The organism is Tenacibaculum litopenaei, from assembly GCF_964514025.1.
Taxonomy (GTDB): domain Bacteria; phylum Bacteroidota; class Bacteroidia; order Flavobacteriales; family Flavobacteriaceae; genus Polaribacter; species Polaribacter litopenaei.
This window is the reverse complement of sequence record NZ_CAZEQT010000001.1, coordinates 431,186-449,004: the sequence shown is the minus strand read 5'-3', so window position 1 is coordinate 449,004 and position 17,819 is coordinate 431,186. Positions and strand designations below refer to the sequence as shown.

Sequence of the window (17,819 nt, the reverse complement as noted above, 5' to 3'; positions counted from 1 at the left end):
GCGCCGTTCTCATAAAGGGGTGCCATATTCGATATGCTATCGAATTGAAAAAGGCTGAGATCATACCCATAGAACCTAGAACAGGTAATGCTGTTTAGGAATAAGCTGATAAAATTATCAGCCCCAATAATTACAAATCATAACTGAAGAATAATTACCCCTTTTATTCTGAATTGACTATCATGAAGTTGACATTCGTATGTAAAAAAGTGAAGACAGTAGCTTTTTTATTCGTCATGTTACTCGGACTTACAGCTCATGCACAAAGCTATGTGTTGAGTGGTAAGGTAACTGACAAAAATCAAAACGGTTTAGAGGGAGCCACCATTAGTATTCCTTCACTACAAAAGGGAACCATTACTGACGTTGAGGGGAACTTTATGCTCAAAGTACCGGCCGGTAAACAAACAGTTCGCATTGCCCATATCGGTTTTACTAGCTTACAACAAGAGATTGACCTCAAAGAAAATACGTCGATTACCTTTGTTTTAAACAGTGATCACGTTTTAGACGAAGTACTCGTGCAAGCGGTACGTGTAAAAGCCGATGCTCCTGTAACACACAGTAACTTGAGCAAAAAGGAAATCGCCAAACGCAACCTAGGTCAAGACATTCCTGTTTTATTAAATTATTTACCTTCGGTAACCTCATCATCTGATGCTGGTGCAGGAGTTGGATATACCTACATTCGCGTTCGTGGTTCGGATGCGAGTAGAGTAAATGTTACGATCAACGGAATTCCTTACAACGATGCGGAGAGCCAAGGGACATTTTGGGTTAATATGGGAGATTTTGCTTCTTCGACTCAAAGTTTACAATTACAACGTGGTGTAGGAACCTCTACCAATGGAGCTGGAGCTTTTGGTGCGAGTTTAAACATCTTAACAGATGCCATGGCTGAAGAAGCTGGTGGAGAAATTGCCAATTCATTTGGATCTTTCGGAACTAGAAAACACACGGTTAAATTTACTACAGGACGTATCAACGAGCACTTTGAATTAGCCGGTAGACTTTCAAACATCTACTCTGATGGGTATGTAGATCGTGCATTTACGGATTTAAAATCGTACTTTTTACAAGGAAGTTATAAGAACGGAAACACCTTTATCAAGGCACTCGTTTTTGGAGGAAAAGAGAAAACCTACCAAGCTTGGGCCGGATTAACCCCAAAGCAATTGGCACAAGACAGACGCCAAAACCCGTATACCTACGAAAACGAAACCGACAACTACTGGCAAGACCACTACCAATTGCACTGGAATGAAAAACTAAATGCACAATGGTCAACCACTGTTGGTTTAAATTATACACGTGGTAAAGGATATTTCGAACAATTCAAATCAGGAGTATCGGCCGCAGCTTACAACAATTTGGTACAAGACAAAAGTAACGCCATCGTTCGCCGTTGGTTAGACAACCACTTTTATGTGGCTAACGGAACCTTAACCTATACCAACGACAACTTGGAAGTAATCTCAGGAGTGTCGTACAGTAAGTACAAAAACGAACATTACGGAGAATTAATTTGGGGAAATGCACTCGCTACCAATACGCAATGGGGAGATCGTTACTACCAAAGTAACTCAACGAAACAGGACTGGAGTGTTTTTTCAAAGGTAAATTTCAATGTTACTGATGAATTAAAGGCTTTTGTAGATCTTCAAGGACGCTTTATCAATTATAGCACCGCAGGTCTTACAGATAAACGCGCAGCGATTGCTGTTGATGAAAACTATCTTTTTTTCAATCCAAAACTAGGATTCACCTATACCTTTAACAACGAACACAGCTTATACGCTTCTTATGCTCGTGCTAATAGAGAACCTAACAGAGCGGATTTTGAAGGAGGGAACAGCCAACACGAAAGCTTAAACGATTACGAATTAGGATGGCGTTTTGCTACGGATCGCGTAAAGTTAAATACCAATGTTTACTTTATGGATTACCAAAATCAGCTCATCTTAACTGGTGCCATTGACCCGAATTCAGGAGAGCCTTTGCGCGCTTCAAGCGGAAAGAGTTATCGTTTAGGAATCGAAATTGACGCGGACATCACCCTAGCAAAAACACTGGCACTGCGTCCGAACATTGCGTTTAGTAAAAACGTAAACCAAGATTTCTACGCAAAAATTGACGGGCAATTACAGAACTTAGGAGATACTCCCATCACCTTTTCACCGGACATCATTTTCGGTAATGCCTTGGTGTACCAACCAGTACAATCGGTACAAATCGCCTTCTTATCAAAATACGTAGGAAAACAGTTCATGAGTAACTTCAACAGTAAAGTAACTGATTTAGATGTCTTAAAAGGATTCTTTACCAGTGATTTAAATGTAGTTGTTGAAATTCCAACTCAAAAGGTTTTCAAATCTATCGTATTAAGCGGAACGGTCAACAATATCTTTAACAAAGAATACGTCGATAGAGGGTACTACTATACCTATGACGATACTTGGTCGCAACCGGGTACTACCAAAACAGTAGACGGTGCCGGATACTATCCGCAAGCCACTAGAAACGTTTTATTAGGGCTGACACTTAAGTTCTAACAATAAAAAAATCCGAGAATATTCTCGGATTTTTTTTATTCTGGTTTGCTCAAATCTAAGAGCAAATGTACCAATTCTTTAATCTTTGTAGGTGGATTCCCTTCGTCAAAGGTAGGAGATGTATACCGAACTCCTCGTTGTTCTATCTCTAGGCGTGCCTGTAAGGCGGCATCTGATGAACGCTTGTTTGACGGGACTTCTAAAGTCTTCAGCGCATTCAAAGATACTTCTGATAACAACTTCTGAATTTTTGCTTTTCTCACATAAGAAACCTGATATTTCTTTTGCTGACCGTTGCGATTAAAAACGACTTCATCACCCTCTAAGGTAATTTGGACCTGTGTCCCTCTGGTTTCGGCTTTGTATGTAATTTTATCAAATCCACTGGATTTTTGAGCGCTAACAGCTGTAAAACACATAGCTAAAACGACTAACAAAAAATAAGTTGTTTTCTTCATTTCTAATAATTTGAGCTCAATATATGAAAAAAGACGTATATCTTACAAAGCATTCCTCTAATCCACTTCATTCATTCGCAATTATTAGACAGTGTAAGAACAAAGCCTTTCCTACTCCATCTGCATAAATGATACCAAAAGTAATTCAACCCTTTTCCACATATAGGCTATTCATTATACTAGAATCAAAAATTACAAAGAGCCATTCAACAACTCATTATGGCATGGATGAGAAACGTTGTGCTACAGTGGGATCACTATTTCCGCAATCAACTACACAATTGCATAGCAATTGTTAGCGCTAAAAAAAGGATACCGAAGTATCCTTTTAAAATTGTATTAGTTAAGCATTGAGGCCCTTGCTCCTCCAGACTGGAAAATCGCTCTCATTCTCGATTTTTGACCTTCGGTAAACAAGCTCATACAAGCATCGTTCGTATAATCCATATAATTCATGGTCATATCATTGGAACGACAGTTAACGGTTGGATACGAAGGGCATCCATAATTAGGACCGTCTGATGATGGTGTATCCGCTACAAAATCGTCCTGACGACATCTACCATCACCCCAAATATGACGTAAATTCAAATAATGACCAACCTCGTGAGTCATAGTTCTACCTCCATCAAACGGTGACGATACGTAACCTGTAGTACCAAAGTACTGAGGTGCACATACCACGCCATCGGTTGCTGAATTTCCTCCTGGGAATTGTGCATATCCGAGAATTCCTCCACCGATATTACACACCCAAATATTTAAATGGGTTGCTGGAGTAATAGGCGGATACTCAGCTTTAACGGCATCATTAGTTCCCCATGAAGTTCTTGAATTCGCATAACGATACGTTCCTGCCAAGGTAAATTCTATTTCACTATCTGCAGCAACTCCAGCAAATTCACTTGGTGTATTCGAAGCATCTGAGTTCGCCTTTCTAAAATCGTCATTGAGTACTCTCATTTGAGAAGTGATCTGTGCATCGCTAATATTCTCATTAGAATTGCTGTATACTACGTGAATGTATACCGGAATGGTAATCACTCCTAAATTATCTGGAGTAGATCCTCCGCCACCGCCACCGGTGCCACCGCCACCGTTGCCGTTACCATTTCCATTTCCTCCCTTTTTAGCTGCAATAAACTGACGCGTTGCGTACTCGATATCATACATTTTCTTGTAAAGACCAGGATTCTCCTTAACCTGTCTGTTTAATACCTTCATCGAATGACAAAGATCATTTCCTCCCCTTGCGTGGTTGTCCTCCGTTTCAACATAGAAATCACTCATGTCGATACTTTGTTGTGGTACGATTTCGTCATTTTTTGCTGAGTCTTGACATCCTACCAGGGTAGCAGCCACAACTGCTACAGTTAAAAACATTTTTTTCATGTCTAAAATTTAAAAAATTAATTAATCTAGTTTGTTAAGTTCCCCAATAAACAAACTTTAAAAAAATTACCAGTATTTTGGATTATCGATAATTTTAGAAGGGCTTTTTTAACGATTCACAATATATATAATAATTTTAACAATAATTTAGTTTTTTTTTAACACAAAATAAAGGTAACAAGCCCAGCAGTCATCACTAGCGAGCCAACTATTAATAACGATTCTAAATATTTAAAAATTAAACAATTAACCAAAAAACGTCAAATTTTAAACAATAAACCGTTCAAAATGGTTATTCATAGAATTTTCAATCGATAATAAAAACACCTTTCTCAAACATCAGAGTATCCTATCAATATTCCTATCTTTACTCCAAAAAAACTACCACATGGAAAATTCATTTGACAACAACAAGGTTGCCGTTGCCCAACTTTCTGCTGCGGAACGCGTTGCCTTTTACAAAAAGACCTATGCACACGTTGCTGGAGGTGTATTGCTATTCTTTTTATTTGAGTTTATGTTCTTGCAAAGCGCGAGTATCGTAAACTTTGCGGTTTCAATGACGCAAGGCTATAAATGGTTACTCTTGCTAGGAGGATTTATGCTCATCACCAATTACGCAGAAAGTACCGCACTGAAAACCACCGACAAAAACATGCAATACCTGGCCTATGCCACTTATATTTTCGCAGAAGCCTTTATTTTTATTCCGTTGATTTACATCGCTATTGAAACTACAAATAGCACAGCATTAATTCAACAAGCAGCGATCGTAACGTTAGGACTGTTCGCAGGAATCTCTTCAATTGTGTTTATCACCAAAAAAGACTTTTCTTTTTTAAGGTCTATCTTATCAATTGGGTTTTTTATTGTGATCGCCCTCATTATTGCAGGAACCCTTTTCGGATTTAATTTGGGGCTTTGGTTCTCTGTTGGTATGTGTGTATTAGCGGCAGGAAGCATCCTTTACCAAACGTCTAATTTGGTACATGAATACACCAACGAAGAATATATTCCAGCAGCATTAGGCTTGTTTGCCTCGTTAATGCTTTTATTCTGGTACGTGCTTCAAATTTTAATGTCGCGCGACTAATAACGAAGCCACTTTTAACAGTATAAAAAAAGCATCGTCCACTTCGGCGATGCTTTTTTAGTATAAGTCCCAATTACCATCTCGGTAATAGGTGTATAATTTAGGTTCAAAAATGGTATTGACCTCCACCCCAGTTGTATCTACCAAAGGTTTTCCAAAACTGATTAACTGTGGTATGGCCTCTGCTGTTAACCATTTTAGTTTCATCCGCTCAAAACCTCGGGTATCCATGATTCTTCCTTTTACTGGTTTCTTCATTCCTAACACCCAGCCCCACTCTCCTAAAGTGAGCACTTGATTGTGCATTGGGAGGGTTTTAAAGCCCGCAGCTCGAAAGGTTTTATCGATACAATAAAAAGCTTTGGTAGCGTAGTATGGGCTTCCTGCCTGAGTTATTAACACCCCTTCTTCACGTAGCTTTTGATAACACAATTGGTAAAACTGCTTCGTATACAACTTATTCAAATCAACTGAATTAGGATCGGGCAAATCCACAAATATGGCATCAAATTGCGCAGGAGCCTTTTCTAAAAAGTTAAACGCATCTTCAGAAACACAAGTTACCTTGGGGTTGTTCATGGCATTCTCATTCAATTCTTTCAACACCGGGTAGGATTTTCCCAATGCAATCATGCGCGGATCGAGGTCAACCAAGGTCATTGACTTGACTTCTGGATACCGCAGTAATTCGCGAGCCAAACAGCCATCACCTCCACCCAAAATTAAAATATTACTTCGTTGTTTTAATAAACTCATTGGGATATGAGCCATGGGTTCGTGATACATAAACTCGTCGAATGACGACAATTGCTGATTGCCATTAATATAGAGAGAATGCCAATTTTTCCACTGAGTAATCACGATCTTTTGATACCGAGTTTGCTCACTAAATACAATTTTATCTTTGTATTTTACCTGTTCTCCGTACTTCACGATGGGTTTTGCAAAATAGACTCCAACAACAATAGCAAGCGTTACCAAGGCATAGGCCATTTTCAGTCCTCGTTTTGCAGCAGGCGCAATGTATTCTTGCAATATCTTAAACAGGAAAAACGAAACGGTTAAATTCAATATCCCCAGTACAAAAGGCGTATAGGTCAACCCTAAATACGGTAAGCCGACAAAGGCAAAAAATAACCCACCCAACAAACTTCCAAAATAATCTTTCTCCAAGATACTGGAAATGTTTAATCGGAGTTCTTCAAACTCATCATTGATTCGGGTGGCAAAGGGAATTTCCAAACCGATCAGCAGTCCGATAGCGATGGAAAGACAGTAAATTACCAACCAAGAAATGTCCGTAACACCGTACACCCAGTAGGCTACCAACGCTGAAAACGATACGAGTATGGACAGCAGTAATTCGGTGAGTATAAACCAGACGATTACTTGAGAGGTAAAGCGCTTGCTAAACCTACTCCCTAAGCCCATTGCAAACAGCATTATCGAAACAATTAAGGTAAACTGTAAGATGGCATTCCCGATAAAATAAGACGCCAAAGTCGATAAAATATACTCTGCTACGATGCCACTCACCCCCGTTGCAAACAAGGCTATTTTTAATGCGAGTGATTTTTGTTTTTTACTGTATCCCACCTTGCTTATTTTCCAAATCCTCCTGATCGCGAACGCGTTGAAGACCCGTTTGAGAATCTCGATGAACTACTCGATGTTCTGCTTTTTCTTCTAACAGAACCATTCCACCTATTCATATCCTGCATTTTTCTCGTAAAGAAATTAGAACGGTTTTTTCGTTCATAACTACTACGCGTACCATAGGCATAGGTACCGCTCGAAGCATTTGGTCCGTAATAGCTTCTTCCTTCACTTGCATTTCTTTGGTAAGCGTTGAAACCATTACTATATACAGGACCTCTGTTACGCGAACCTAACCAATACCAAAAAAACGGACTCATCGAATGCGATCGCCATACGCGGTTACTTGAATGAGAACCAGAAGCGGTCTTAGTCGAATCTTTCTGTGTTACCCACTCTCCGTGTTTTTCGTTTCCAATGGCCCATCCGAACCCAACAGGCTTCGCTATTCGCGACACCTTTCCGTCGTGTTTCGAGTAGATTTCCATTCCCAAGTCATTCTCGTGTTTTTTAAAGAATTCTTTGTTCACCACACGCCAAGGTTGCTTGTATACATGGAGTGAATCTTTCTCCATACTCAACACCTTATACTTGTGCTGATACAAGAGGTATTCCGGATTTTCTCCAATTTTCATATCGTCTAAAACGACAGAAAAATCGTTCCATTTAAACTTTCGGATCAGCTGTTCAATAGGCTCTTCAGAAACCTTTTTAGCCGTTTTTAAGTTATCACCACAACTCACCAATGCCACTGCTATTCCTAGCAGTAGTAAACGATACTTATTCATAACGTAAATTTTTAATTTTTTTTGCTTTAATTTCCTCCCCTAAAAACGTTTCAAAACTTCCATCACTCCACAATTCAACCGTCACAAATTCATCGCCTTTATAAAACTGAAAACACTTTAAATTTTCGCGAGCCGAGCGGGCTGTTAAATTTCTAAAATCCCCTTCGTATACCTCGTCCAATTCGTAGGTTTTTCCGTTGAAGTACAGTTCTTCTCGTTCCAGACCTTCTTCTATATCACCCTGATCCATGCTAATTGCCTTACTGAAGTACACTTCGTACGCCCCTTTGTAAATTTCTACCTCTAAATAGGCCTCTTTACCTTTTGAGCTCAAGGTATACTCTACAGACGAACCGTCCATTTTCCAATCGTATTCTCCAATAGCTACGATTTCCCAGTCAGTTCCATAAACTTCAAATTTACACCCTACACGCAAGCGCTCTAAGGGTTCTGTTGTCGATTTTCCAAACATAATTTTTTACTTTTATAATTCTTTTCCACAATGAGGACAACTACAGCTCGTAGTTTTCCCTTTCAATTCTCTAAATTCTTCCATGTAAGCAGAGCTGATAATCCCTGTCGGAAGGGCTACTATACCAATTCCTAAGAGCGCGATAAAGGCACTCAGTAATTTACCTAAGCCCGTTATGGGATACACGTCACCATACCCTACAGTTGTCAGTGTTGCCACGGCCCACCACATCGACTCACCAATGTTTTTAAAGGCCTCGGGTTGTGCTTGTTTTTCAATGTTATACATCAAGGTAGAAGCCAGTACCAATAAGATAAAAACTAAAAATACGGTAACGGCAATCTCATTTTTTGTTTTTAAAATTACATTTCTAATGAGCCTCAGAGAGGTAAAATAACGATTTAATTTTAATAAGCGTATCAACCTAAACAGGCGTAAACTCCTTAAAATTCTCAAATCCATGAGCAGCAAATAAGGCAAATAAAAGGGTAGTATTGCCAACAAGTCGACCAATCCTAAAAAGGAAGTCATGTACTTCCAGCGCGCTTTCCAGGCGGGAAGTTCTGGATGTCGCTCGTCGGAAACCCAAATTCTAATGAGGTATTCCACTGTAAATACTCCTATCGAAAAAAGCTCAAAATTCATGAGCCAATCTCCGTAAACGGGCATAATTTCCTCGTATGACTCCAATACGATGGCAACCATATTGGCGACGATCAGTGCTGAAATAAAATACTCGAAAAATGCAGTTCCCCGCATGGTTCCCTGTTCGTCATCAACCAACAAGGCTAATTTGTTTTTAAGCACTTTCATCCTCGTTTATTTCGTCTAAAAATCCGCGTTGACTGGATTGTGTTCTATATTTTTTTGCTTTAAACTTTTCTTGGATCCACTTGATGCCCTCTGTCAAATCATAGCGCTCATTACAGGTAAAGAAATCCAAGGCCACGTAGTTGTGTTCTGGCCAAGTATGGATGGCAATATGACTTTCCTCAATCACCAAAACCCCACTAATACCGATGGGGGAAAATTCGTGGATGGTAGTATTGACGACAGATAATTTCATAATTTCTGCCGCCTTTACTAATATTGCTCTGACAGTGTCTACCGAGTTGATTACTCCGGCATCACAGTCGTAATAATCGATGGTTGTTTGATAGCCTAAACTCTTTTTCATGCCTCAAAAGTACATAAAAACGAGGTAATTATGACAACATCATCTTTGCCTTTTTAACCGCGGCTACCAACACGTCTATTTCTTCTGTGGTATTGTAAAATGAAAAAGATGCCCTTACCGTTCCTGGAATGCCAAAGAAATCCATAATAGGTTGAGCACAGTGATGTCCTGTTCTTACAGCCACTCCAAGCTTGTCTAAGATCGCTCCAATATCATAGGGGTGTATCCCTTCAATATTAAAGGAAATCACAGAAGTTTTATGGCTAGTTCCGTAGATTGTTAATCCATCGATCTCTTCCAATGCTTTGGTTCCGTAGTCGAGCAGTGCTGTTTCTTGGGCTGCAATTCCCTCAAAACCTACCTCATTCATATAATCAATAGCAGCACCAAAAGCGATTCCTCCACAAATATTAGGAGTTCCTGCTTCAAATTTATGAGGCAATCCAGCATAGGTCGTCTTTTCAAAAGTAACCGTCTCAATCATCTCTCCTCCACCTTGATACGGAGGTAGCATATTGAGTAACTCCTCTTTACCATACAACATTCCCACGCCTGTAGGACCACACATTTTATGGGCAGAAGCCACGTAAAAATCAACATCCAACGCCTGTACATCGGGCTTGATATGCGGACAAGCCTGTGCTCCGTCAATGAGGACATAAGCCCCAAATTTATGAGCCGCATGGATGAGTTCTTCGATAGGATTGATAGTTCCTAAAGCATTTGATACGTGATTACAAAAAACTAGTTTTGTTTTAGGGTTCAACAGTTCGTGGAATACATCCATTCGCAAAGCTCCCTGCTCATCCATAGGAATGACCTTTAAAACAGCACCTGTTTTCTCACAGAGCATTTGCCAAGGAACAATATTCGAATGATGCTCCAAAGCCGAAACGATCACTTCATCGCCCTCTTTTAAAAGCGCTGCAAATCCTGAAGCCACAATATTGATACTGTGGGTTGTTCCTGCCGTTAAAATAATCTCGTAGGCCTTTTTAGCATTAAAGTGCTTTTGTACTTTGAGTCTGGCTTCTTCGTATTTGTCCGTTGCTTCTTGACTCAAGGTATGCACCCCTCGGTGAATATTGGCGTTGTAAGTAGTATAGTAATCCACAATGGTATCGATAACCACCTGTGGTGTTTGTGACGTCGCTCCGTTATCAAAATATACTAAAGGTTTTCCGTGAACTTCTCTGTTAAGTATTGGAAAATCAGCTCTAATTTTAGTGATATCTAACATAAATCCTCTAATTTATACAAAGGTACGGCATGCAATTTTAAATAGCCAACAATCGATTAAATTATTACATTTGTTAAAAACACTGATAATGAAAATTTTAAAAAGAGCTTTATGGGTAGTGCTAGCCCTCATCATCGTCGTTGTATACCTCAACTACCCCAAGTTAAACATTCTGGCAGGCTATTCTGCTAAGAATACCGCATCTTCCGTTTTTGTAGGAGAACGCAGCTTGGCTTTTACCGATAGTACGGACAATAATTTTTCACCGATTAATTTAACCACCGATAAAATCAATCGCGATGAGCAGTGGGCCAAAGGCTCTGTATACGGGCTTCTCACCAGAAAAGCAGTATACCGCCCCGGATTAGGTGCTGTATTGGTAAACGACGACTTTGACCCAGCCGCTCCGTATGCGGTTCCGAACAGATACCCCAACGCAAACCTCGCTCCGTATCCTTTTGGTAAAGGAGCCGCTGTTGATACTACCTTTAGCCATGTGGACTACGCAAAATTGCAGGTTGCGGTTGACAGTTTGTTTGCCCCCAAAAATAAAACCAGGGCTTTGGTAATTCTTCACAAAGACCAATTGCTCTATGAAAAGTACAGCGCTCCAATTACAAAAGATTCCAAACTGCTAGGTTGGTCAATGACCAAGAGTATTACCTCAACCATGTTTGGGATACTTCAAACACAAGGAGGTATAGATGTACACGCACCGGCTCCTATCGAAGCTTGGAAAAATGATGAACGAAAAAAGATCACCATTCACAACCTACTCCAAATGAACTCTGGACTCGAATGGGTAGAGGACTACAATACGATTTCTGACGTTACTAAAATGCTTTTTTTAGAAGAAGACATGACCCAGACTCAAATTACAAAACCTTTAGTAGGCACTCCTAATGCTACCTGGAATTACTCATCGGGGACAACCAATCTACTCTCTGGAATTCTACGACAACAGTTTGCCTCGCACCAAGAATACTTAGATTTTTGGTATCGTGAGCTCATCGATAAAATTGGTATGAACTCCATGCTCATTGAAACGGACATGAACGGAAACTACGTCGGGTCGTCTTATGCTTGGGCAACGCCGAGAGATTGGGCGAAATTAGGACTGCTATACCTACACAACGGTTGTTGGAATAACGAAGAATTATTTACCGAAGACTGGGTAAAGTACGCGACTACACCCACTCCTACTTCTGATGGTTGGTACGGAGCTCAAATATGGCTCAACGCGGGAAAACGCTATCCTGACGTTCCGAAATCCATGTATTCTTTTAATGGGTACCAAGGACAAAACGTATTTATTTTACCAGAACAAGATTTGGTAATTGTTCGTATGGGATTGACAAAAAACGCGGATATTAATGTATTTTTGAGCGCTGTTATAGCATCAATAAAAAACTAATATATGAACTCGTATTACTACGTAGCCTCAATTAACGGGCTTTTATTTATCTTAAGTGTTATTTTCTACTACTATCCACCTAAGAAAGTAAATACCTTTTACGGTTACCGAACTCCAAAAACTACCAAAAACGAAAAAATTTGGCATTTTGCCAATGCTGTTTTCGGACAACAATTTGTTCGCTACGCGAGTATCACACTTGTTGCGGCCTTAATTTTGGCGGCCTTACAATTTGAAATTTCATGGCAACCTATGGGATTAATGCTACTCACCTTAGGCGCTTCTGTTGTAAAAACAGAACAAGAACTCAGTAAAAATTTTGATGAAGAGGGGAATAAAAAGTAGTCGACTACTTTTTATACTCTTCTTTTAACAAACTGATATCGTCAATAATTTTCTGCATATTCTCCACCTTTGTTCCATCGTAAATACCTCGTATTCTACGTTCTTTATCGATCAAAACAAAGTTTTCTGTGTGGATAAAATCATTTTCATCTCCGGTTCCTTCATCTAAAACAGCAAAGTAACTTTTACGCGCCAAGTTGTAAATGTGCTTTTTATCACCAGTCGTAACATTCCACTTACCGTCGATAACTCCTTTTCTGGCCGCATAGGCCTTCAAAACGGGAATACTGTCCATGGTTGGAGTTACGGAATGCGACAAAAACATCACTTCGTCATCATCCTTGTAATGGTCTTGTAAGACCGTCATGTTCGACGCCATAATGATACAAATGGTTTGACAGCTCGTAAAGAAAAAGTCAGCCACGTAAATTTTATCCTTATAATCTTCTTGGGTAATGCGCTCTCCGTTTTGATTGCGCAATTCAAAATCCGCTACGCGGTGGTTCTTGGTTTTATAACGAACCGATTCATCTACCAATTTAGGGTTGATATCTGCTGGATTGTAAACTTTTAACTTAGGATCTACCTTTACCAAATGATAGAATACAGGCAATCCGATTACTGAAAAAAGAATCAAGAAGATAAATGTGCGCTTTGACTTCTTAAAAAACTTTAAATCCATATCTTTATTTTTATACAAAAATACGACTAAAATCACGGTACTAATCGCAGAGACGTAAAAAGTTTGTTAAATCAAAAAACTGAGTTTCTCTCAAACTTTTAGAACTCTTTTTAAAAACGTACATTTGTCAGATTTAAAAGAAGAAAAAACCATTTATGGAAATTTTAATAAGAGCATCACAATTTATTTTAAGCTTGTCGTTCCTTATCGTATTGCATGAATTAGGACACTTTATCCCAGCGAAATTATTTAAAACCAAAGTTGAAAAATTCTATTTATTTTTTGATTACAAATTCTCATTATTCAAAAAGAAAATAGGAGAAACTACTTATGGTATCGGATGGATTCCTTTGGGAGGCTATGTTAAAATTGCCGGTATGATCGACGAGAGTATGGATAAAGAGCAAATGAAAGAAGAGCCAAAGCCTTGGGAATTCCGCTCAAAGCCTGCTTGGCAACGTTTGATTATCATGCTCGGAGGTGTTACCGTAAACTTTATTTTAGGTATCGTCATCTATATTTTCTTGATGTATGGGTACGGTGAAAAGTTTTTACCTAATGACAGCGTCAAAGACGGAGTGTGGGTTACGGATTCACTTGCCATGGACTTAGGCTTGAAAACAGGTGATAAAATTATAACCATCGATGGAAAAAAGATCGACCGCTTTGGTCAAATCCCATTAGAACTCATCAACGGAAATCAATACAGTATTGAGCGCAACGGACAAGTAGTTACAAGTGAAATCCCTACAGATTTCATTTCTAAACTCGTAGACCGCGGAAAAAATGCAGGTCCATTTATCACTCCTCGTTATCCGTTTGTGATTAAGGCCCTAGCAAAAGATTCTATCAATGGTTCGGCAGATATTAAACCAAAAGATCAAATTACTGCAATCAACAATACGCCAATTCGCTATTACGACCAGGCAAAACCATTATTGCAGACTTTAAAGGGACAAGACATCACCTTGACTATCAAACGCGGTGAAGAGACAAAAAGCATCCCTGCAAAAGTTTCTAACAGCGGAAATATCGGAGTTGTATGGACCCCAGTAAGCATGGAGACCTTAGAAAAGTTAGGATACTACAGCTTAGCGAGCAAGACCTATACCTTTGCTGAGGCAATTCCGGCAGGTACCAACAAAGCTTGGACAACCTTGACGAACTACATCAAGCAGATGAAAAAAATAGTAAATCCTAGTACTGGTGCCTACAAAGGACTCGGAGGATTCAAGTCGATTATGGACATCTTCCCTGTGAGTTGGAGCTGGCAGAGTTTCTGGGGAATTACGGCTTTCCTTTCTATCATGCTCGGGTTTATGAACTTACTTCCTATTCCTGCTCTTGATGGAGGACATGTAGTATTTACGCTTTGGGAAATGATTACTGGTAAAAAACCGAGTGATAAATTCTTAGAATACGCACAAATCGTAGGATTTGTATTGTTGTTATCGCTCCTACTTTTTGCCAATGGTAACGATATTTTTAGAGCCTTTAAATAAAATAACACATAGAAATACTTACAAACACCTGAGTTTTCACTCAGGTGTTTTTTTATGCCTTCTACTCGTAATCCAAGGCTATTTCTTTATTTTTACCTTATGGAATTACAAGGGCCGTTTAAGAAAATTATTCACGTTGATATGGATGCGTTTTACGCTTCTGTTGAGCAATTAGACTTCCCTGAACTACGCGGCAAACCACTCGCTGTTGGAGGCAGTGAAAAACGCGGTGTCGTTTCCGCAGCGAGCTATGAAGCCCGAAAGTTTGGTGTAAAGTCGGCGATGAGTGGAGTGCTAGCCAAACAAAAGTGCCCCACCCTTATCTTTGTAAAACCGCGCTTTGATCGCTATAAAGAAATCTCTACCAAAATTCGAGAAATCTTTTACGATTATACCGACCTCGTTGAACCCTTGTCACTTGATGAAGCGTATTTAGACGTGACAGAAAACAAGAAAGGAAATCCTTCTGCCAGTTTGCTAGCACAGGAAATTCGAGATCGTATTTGGGAGGAACTTGAGCTTCGTGCTTCTGCTGGAATTTCAATCAATAAATTTCTTGCTAAAGTCGCTTCTGACATCAACAAGCCCAACGGACAAAAAACCATTCATCCTAGTGAAGTACTCCCTTTTTTAGAATCACTTCCCGTTAACAAGTTCTATGGTATTGGTAAAGTCACCGCCGCAAAAATGCACAACTTAGGTATCTTTTCCGGGCTAGATTTAAAGAAAAAAACCTTGCCGGAGCTCACTCGGCTGTTCGGGAAATCGGGCAATCACTATTACCACATTGTTCGCGGTATCCAACACAGCGAAGTAAAGCCTGATCGCATTCGAAAATCCATAGCTGCAGAGCGCACCTTTAGTGAAAACATCTCTTCCGAAATATACATGCTCGAACGCCTCGAAATAATTGCCGTGGAATTGGAGAAACGCATGAAAAAATCAAAGACCAAAGGAAAAACCGTCACTTTGAAAATAAAGTACGGTGACTTCTCGCAGCAAACGCGAAGCAAAACCCTCAGTCAATTTATAGATGCTAAGGCTGACTTTATGCCAATTATCAAAGAATTACTCTACCAGGACGCCTTAAAAGACTCTGTTCGTCTCTTGGGAATTTCTTTTAGCAACCTCGATACCGAAAAGAGAAGTCCAGTATGGGTGCAACTTCGGTTTGACTTCTAAATCAACGGAATTGTCAAGGACACCCTCGTACCACAAGGACTACCTTCTTGATTAATTAAATCTGTATACACCAACGAAAAACTATTTTGAAATTCGTCTGTAAAATTACGGAGTCGTTGTTTCGTTAGCTCAATCCCAATCGATTTTCGCTGTAGCGATTTGCTTTTTTTAATACGCATCGCCTCGTCTCTACCGATACCGTTGTCTTCGATATCAATTTGAATAAAGTGTTCCGAGAGTTTGGTTACGGACAAACTCACTTTTTTCGCTCCTTTTTTAGACGATAACCCATGCCAGATAGCATTCTCCAAAAAGGGCTGTAAAATCAGTGGTGGCACCTTAACTTTCTCTAAGTTTAGCGAGGTATCTACTTCTTCTAAATAATGGATTTCATTGGAAAAGCGAATATTCTCTATACTCATATACAAATTCATCGTCTTCAACTCATCTGCCAAAGTAACTTCCTTGGTTTTCGATGATTCTAAAATGCTCCGTATTAACTTAGAAAACTTGTTCAAGTAATACACCGCATTCTTCTGCTCGTTGTTGATGATATACAATTTAATAGAGTTCAACGCATTGAATACGAAATGCGGATTCATTTGGCTTTGCAACGCCTCTTGCTCCAACATCAGTATTTTTTTGTCGTTACTCAACAAACGCTGTCCATAAATCGCGTACAACAGTACTCCAAACAGCGCTATGGACACCAAGGCTATGATAAGTACATTTCTGTTTCTGGTCAATTTTAACTTCGTAATCTCGTTCTCTTTAGCCAGACTTTTAATCTTATTGTTCTTTACCTCATTGTCGTACTTATTAATGAGGTTATTCACATACAATATGTTCCTGTCGTTAAAAATTTTCTTGTTCCCCTCTATCGATTTGCGATAGTATTCATAAGCCTGCTTATAATCGTTTTTAATCTTGTACATCTCCGACAAGTATTCGTAGGACTTATTAACATTGTTAGGTACTCCGTATTTGATGGCGGTATCCAGGGCGCGTTTGATATTTTTCTCCGCAGCTTCCAAGTCATTTTTCTTTACCTGGCAATACCCCAAGGTATTGTATACCTCTGACACGTAATAATTATTTCCGATATGCTTAACCAAGTCTTCCACTTCTCTTATATACTGCAAGGCTTTGTCGTATTCTCCTTTTGAAATAAGCACATTAGAAATACTGTTGTGACAAATAACCTTCCCAATTTTCGATCGATTGCGATTGTTGTAGGCCAGTGATGCGTAGTAGTTTTTAAGGGCATTGTCCAAATCGCCCAATTGCTGAAAGGCGAATCCCATATTTTGATGGTTGATGGCCATACCGCGATTGTCTTTTAGCTCTTCTTGGGTTTTTAAGTTTTTCTCAAACTTGTCCAAGGCTAATTTGTACTGCTTGAGCGCCAGGTAAATATTCCCGATGCTATTTTCAGAAATACTGCGGCACTTTTTCACTTCCAAGGTTTGCTTTTCAAAACGGTTGGTCAATTCCAAGGCGTACTGATGGTAGTTAAGGGCGCTGCGAATTTTGTCCTGTCTTCGATACACCACTCCTATTTGATTCAAGGTAACGACCTCCCCTTCCAAGCTCTTGTACTGACGGCACAGGTCTAAGGCTTTGATGTGATTGGTCAGTGATTCTTTGTACAGTGTTTTATTGCGGAAGTCGCGTCCGAAGAGGTTTAGCGCATAAATTTCTCCGAGCACATTATTCTCTCGTTTGCTGCGTTCGTACAATTCTTGAATTTGCTCGTTGGTAAATCGATAATTCCTAAAATAGCGCTGTATCTCAAAATAATCCCAATCCCGTCGTTCAAAGAAATCGTTAAAAACTTTCGCATTGTCAATAGTCAAGCGCTGGGCTTGTACCGTCATCACAACAGCAAACACAGCATAAAAAAAGAGAAAAAAACGCTTCATTAAC

General features: G+C 39.6%; 16 protein-coding genes. 6 read left to right on the top strand and 10 right to left on the bottom strand.

The window, feature by feature from the left end; translation table 11 throughout:
• Positions 1-182: 182 nt before the first annotated feature.
• Positions 183-2,552 (top strand): TonB-dependent receptor, encoded by a 2,370-nt coding sequence (locus ACKTS5_RS01930; RefSeq protein WP_408042143.1) that lies wholly within the window; start codon positions 183-185, stop codon positions 2,550-2,552.
• Positions 2,553-2,587: 35 nt separating this feature from the next.
• Here the strand turns inward: ACKTS5_RS01930 and ACKTS5_RS01925 are convergent, their stop codons facing one another.
• Together ACKTS5_RS01925 and ACKTS5_RS01920 are read right to left on the bottom strand one after the other, a co-directional pair.
• Positions 2,588-3,010 (bottom strand): hypothetical protein, encoded by a 423-nt coding sequence (locus tag ACKTS5_RS01925; RefSeq protein ID WP_408042142.1) that lies wholly within the window; start codon positions 3,008-3,010, stop codon positions 2,588-2,590.
• Positions 3,011-3,349: 339 nt separating this feature from the next.
• Positions 3,350-4,402: a zinc metalloprotease gene (locus ACKTS5_RS01920; RefSeq protein WP_408042141.1), complete on the bottom strand. Its 1,053-nt coding sequence runs from the start codon at positions 4,400-4,402 to the stop codon at positions 3,350-3,352.
• 388 nt (positions 4,403-4,790) lie between these two features.
• Here ACKTS5_RS01920 and ACKTS5_RS01915 point away from each other — a divergent pair, with 388 nt between their 5' ends.
• On the top strand, positions 4,791-5,495 hold the full coding sequence (locus tag ACKTS5_RS01915; protein ID WP_408042140.1) for a Bax inhibitor-1/YccA family protein: 705 nt from the start codon (positions 4,791-4,793) through the stop codon (positions 5,493-5,495).
• A gap of 57 nt (positions 5,496-5,552) precedes the next feature.
• Here ACKTS5_RS01915 and ACKTS5_RS01910 read toward each other — a convergent pair whose 3' ends face one another.
• From ACKTS5_RS01910 to ACKTS5_RS01885, 6 genes are read right to left on the bottom strand one after another with little or no spacing between them, the layout of a single operon-like run.
• Positions 5,553-7,091: a polyamine aminopropyltransferase gene (locus ACKTS5_RS01910; protein WP_408042139.1), complete on the bottom strand. Its 1,539-nt coding sequence runs from the start codon at positions 7,089-7,091 to the stop codon at positions 5,553-5,555.
• A 5-nt stretch (positions 7,092-7,096) separates the two neighbouring features.
• Positions 7,097-7,879 (bottom strand): hypothetical protein, encoded by a 783-nt coding sequence (locus tag ACKTS5_RS01905; protein WP_408042138.1) that lies wholly within the window; start codon positions 7,877-7,879, stop codon positions 7,097-7,099.
• Positions 7,872-8,351: a DUF4178 domain-containing protein gene (locus ACKTS5_RS01900; RefSeq protein ID WP_408042137.1), complete on the bottom strand. Its 480-nt coding sequence runs from the start codon at positions 8,349-8,351 to the stop codon at positions 7,872-7,874. Before ACKTS5_RS01900 ends, ACKTS5_RS01905 begins: the two co-directional genes overlap by 8 nt.
• Before the next feature lie 12 nt (positions 8,352-8,363).
• On the bottom strand, positions 8,364-9,164 hold the full coding sequence (locus tag ACKTS5_RS01895) for an ion transporter (protein WP_408042136.1): 801 nt from the start codon (positions 9,162-9,164) through the stop codon (positions 8,364-8,366).
• Positions 9,151-9,528, bottom strand: a complete 378-nt coding sequence (gene speD / locus ACKTS5_RS01890) for an adenosylmethionine decarboxylase (RefSeq protein ID WP_408042135.1) — start codon at positions 9,526-9,528, stop codon at positions 9,151-9,153. Before speD ends, ACKTS5_RS01895 begins: the two co-directional genes overlap by 14 nt.
• 28 nt (positions 9,529-9,556) lie before the next feature.
• The gene (locus ACKTS5_RS01885; protein ID WP_408042134.1) at positions 9,557-10,768 is read right to left on the bottom strand and encodes an aminotransferase class V-fold PLP-dependent enzyme; all 1,212 of its coding nucleotides are present in this window, start codon (positions 10,766-10,768) and stop codon (positions 9,557-9,559) included.
• Positions 10,769-10,856: 88 nt separating this feature from the next.
• Between ACKTS5_RS01885 and ACKTS5_RS01880 the strand changes: the two genes are divergently transcribed.
• Both ACKTS5_RS01880 and ACKTS5_RS01875 read left to right on the top strand, forming a co-directional pair.
• On the top strand, positions 10,857-12,182 hold the full coding sequence (locus ACKTS5_RS01880) for a serine hydrolase domain-containing protein (protein ID WP_408042133.1): 1,326 nt from the start codon (positions 10,857-10,859) through the stop codon (positions 12,180-12,182).
• Between the two features lie 3 nt (positions 12,183-12,185).
• Positions 12,186-12,527, top strand: coding sequence for an SdpI family protein (locus ACKTS5_RS01875; RefSeq protein ID WP_408042132.1), 342 nt, complete (start codon positions 12,186-12,188; stop codon positions 12,525-12,527).
• A gap of 4 nt (positions 12,528-12,531) precedes the next feature.
• Here the strand turns inward: ACKTS5_RS01875 and ACKTS5_RS01870 are convergent, their stop codons facing one another.
• On the bottom strand, positions 12,532-13,209 hold the full coding sequence (locus tag ACKTS5_RS01870) for an SCO family protein (RefSeq protein ID WP_408042131.1): 678 nt from the start codon (positions 13,207-13,209) through the stop codon (positions 12,532-12,534).
• A 155-nt stretch (positions 13,210-13,364) separates the two neighbouring features.
• Between ACKTS5_RS01870 and rseP the strand changes: the two genes are divergently transcribed.
• Both rseP and dinB read left to right on the top strand, forming a co-directional pair.
• On the top strand, positions 13,365-14,711 hold the full coding sequence (rseP, locus tag ACKTS5_RS01865; RefSeq protein WP_408042130.1) for an RIP metalloprotease RseP: 1,347 nt from the start codon (positions 13,365-13,367) through the stop codon (positions 14,709-14,711).
• A gap of 99 nt (positions 14,712-14,810) precedes the next feature.
• A complete protein-coding gene (gene dinB / locus ACKTS5_RS01860; protein ID WP_408042129.1) occupies positions 14,811-15,893 on the top strand; it encodes a DNA polymerase IV in 1,083 nt (360 codons plus the stop codon).
• Here dinB and ACKTS5_RS01855 read toward each other — a convergent pair.
• The gene (locus ACKTS5_RS01855; protein ID WP_408042128.1) at positions 15,890-17,815 is read right to left on the bottom strand and encodes a tetratricopeptide repeat protein; all 1,926 of its coding nucleotides are present in this window, start codon (positions 17,813-17,815) and stop codon (positions 15,890-15,892) included. The two genes, dinB and ACKTS5_RS01855, sit on opposite strands and share 4 nt — an antisense overlap.
• Between the last annotated feature and the right edge of the window lie 4 nt (positions 17,816-17,819).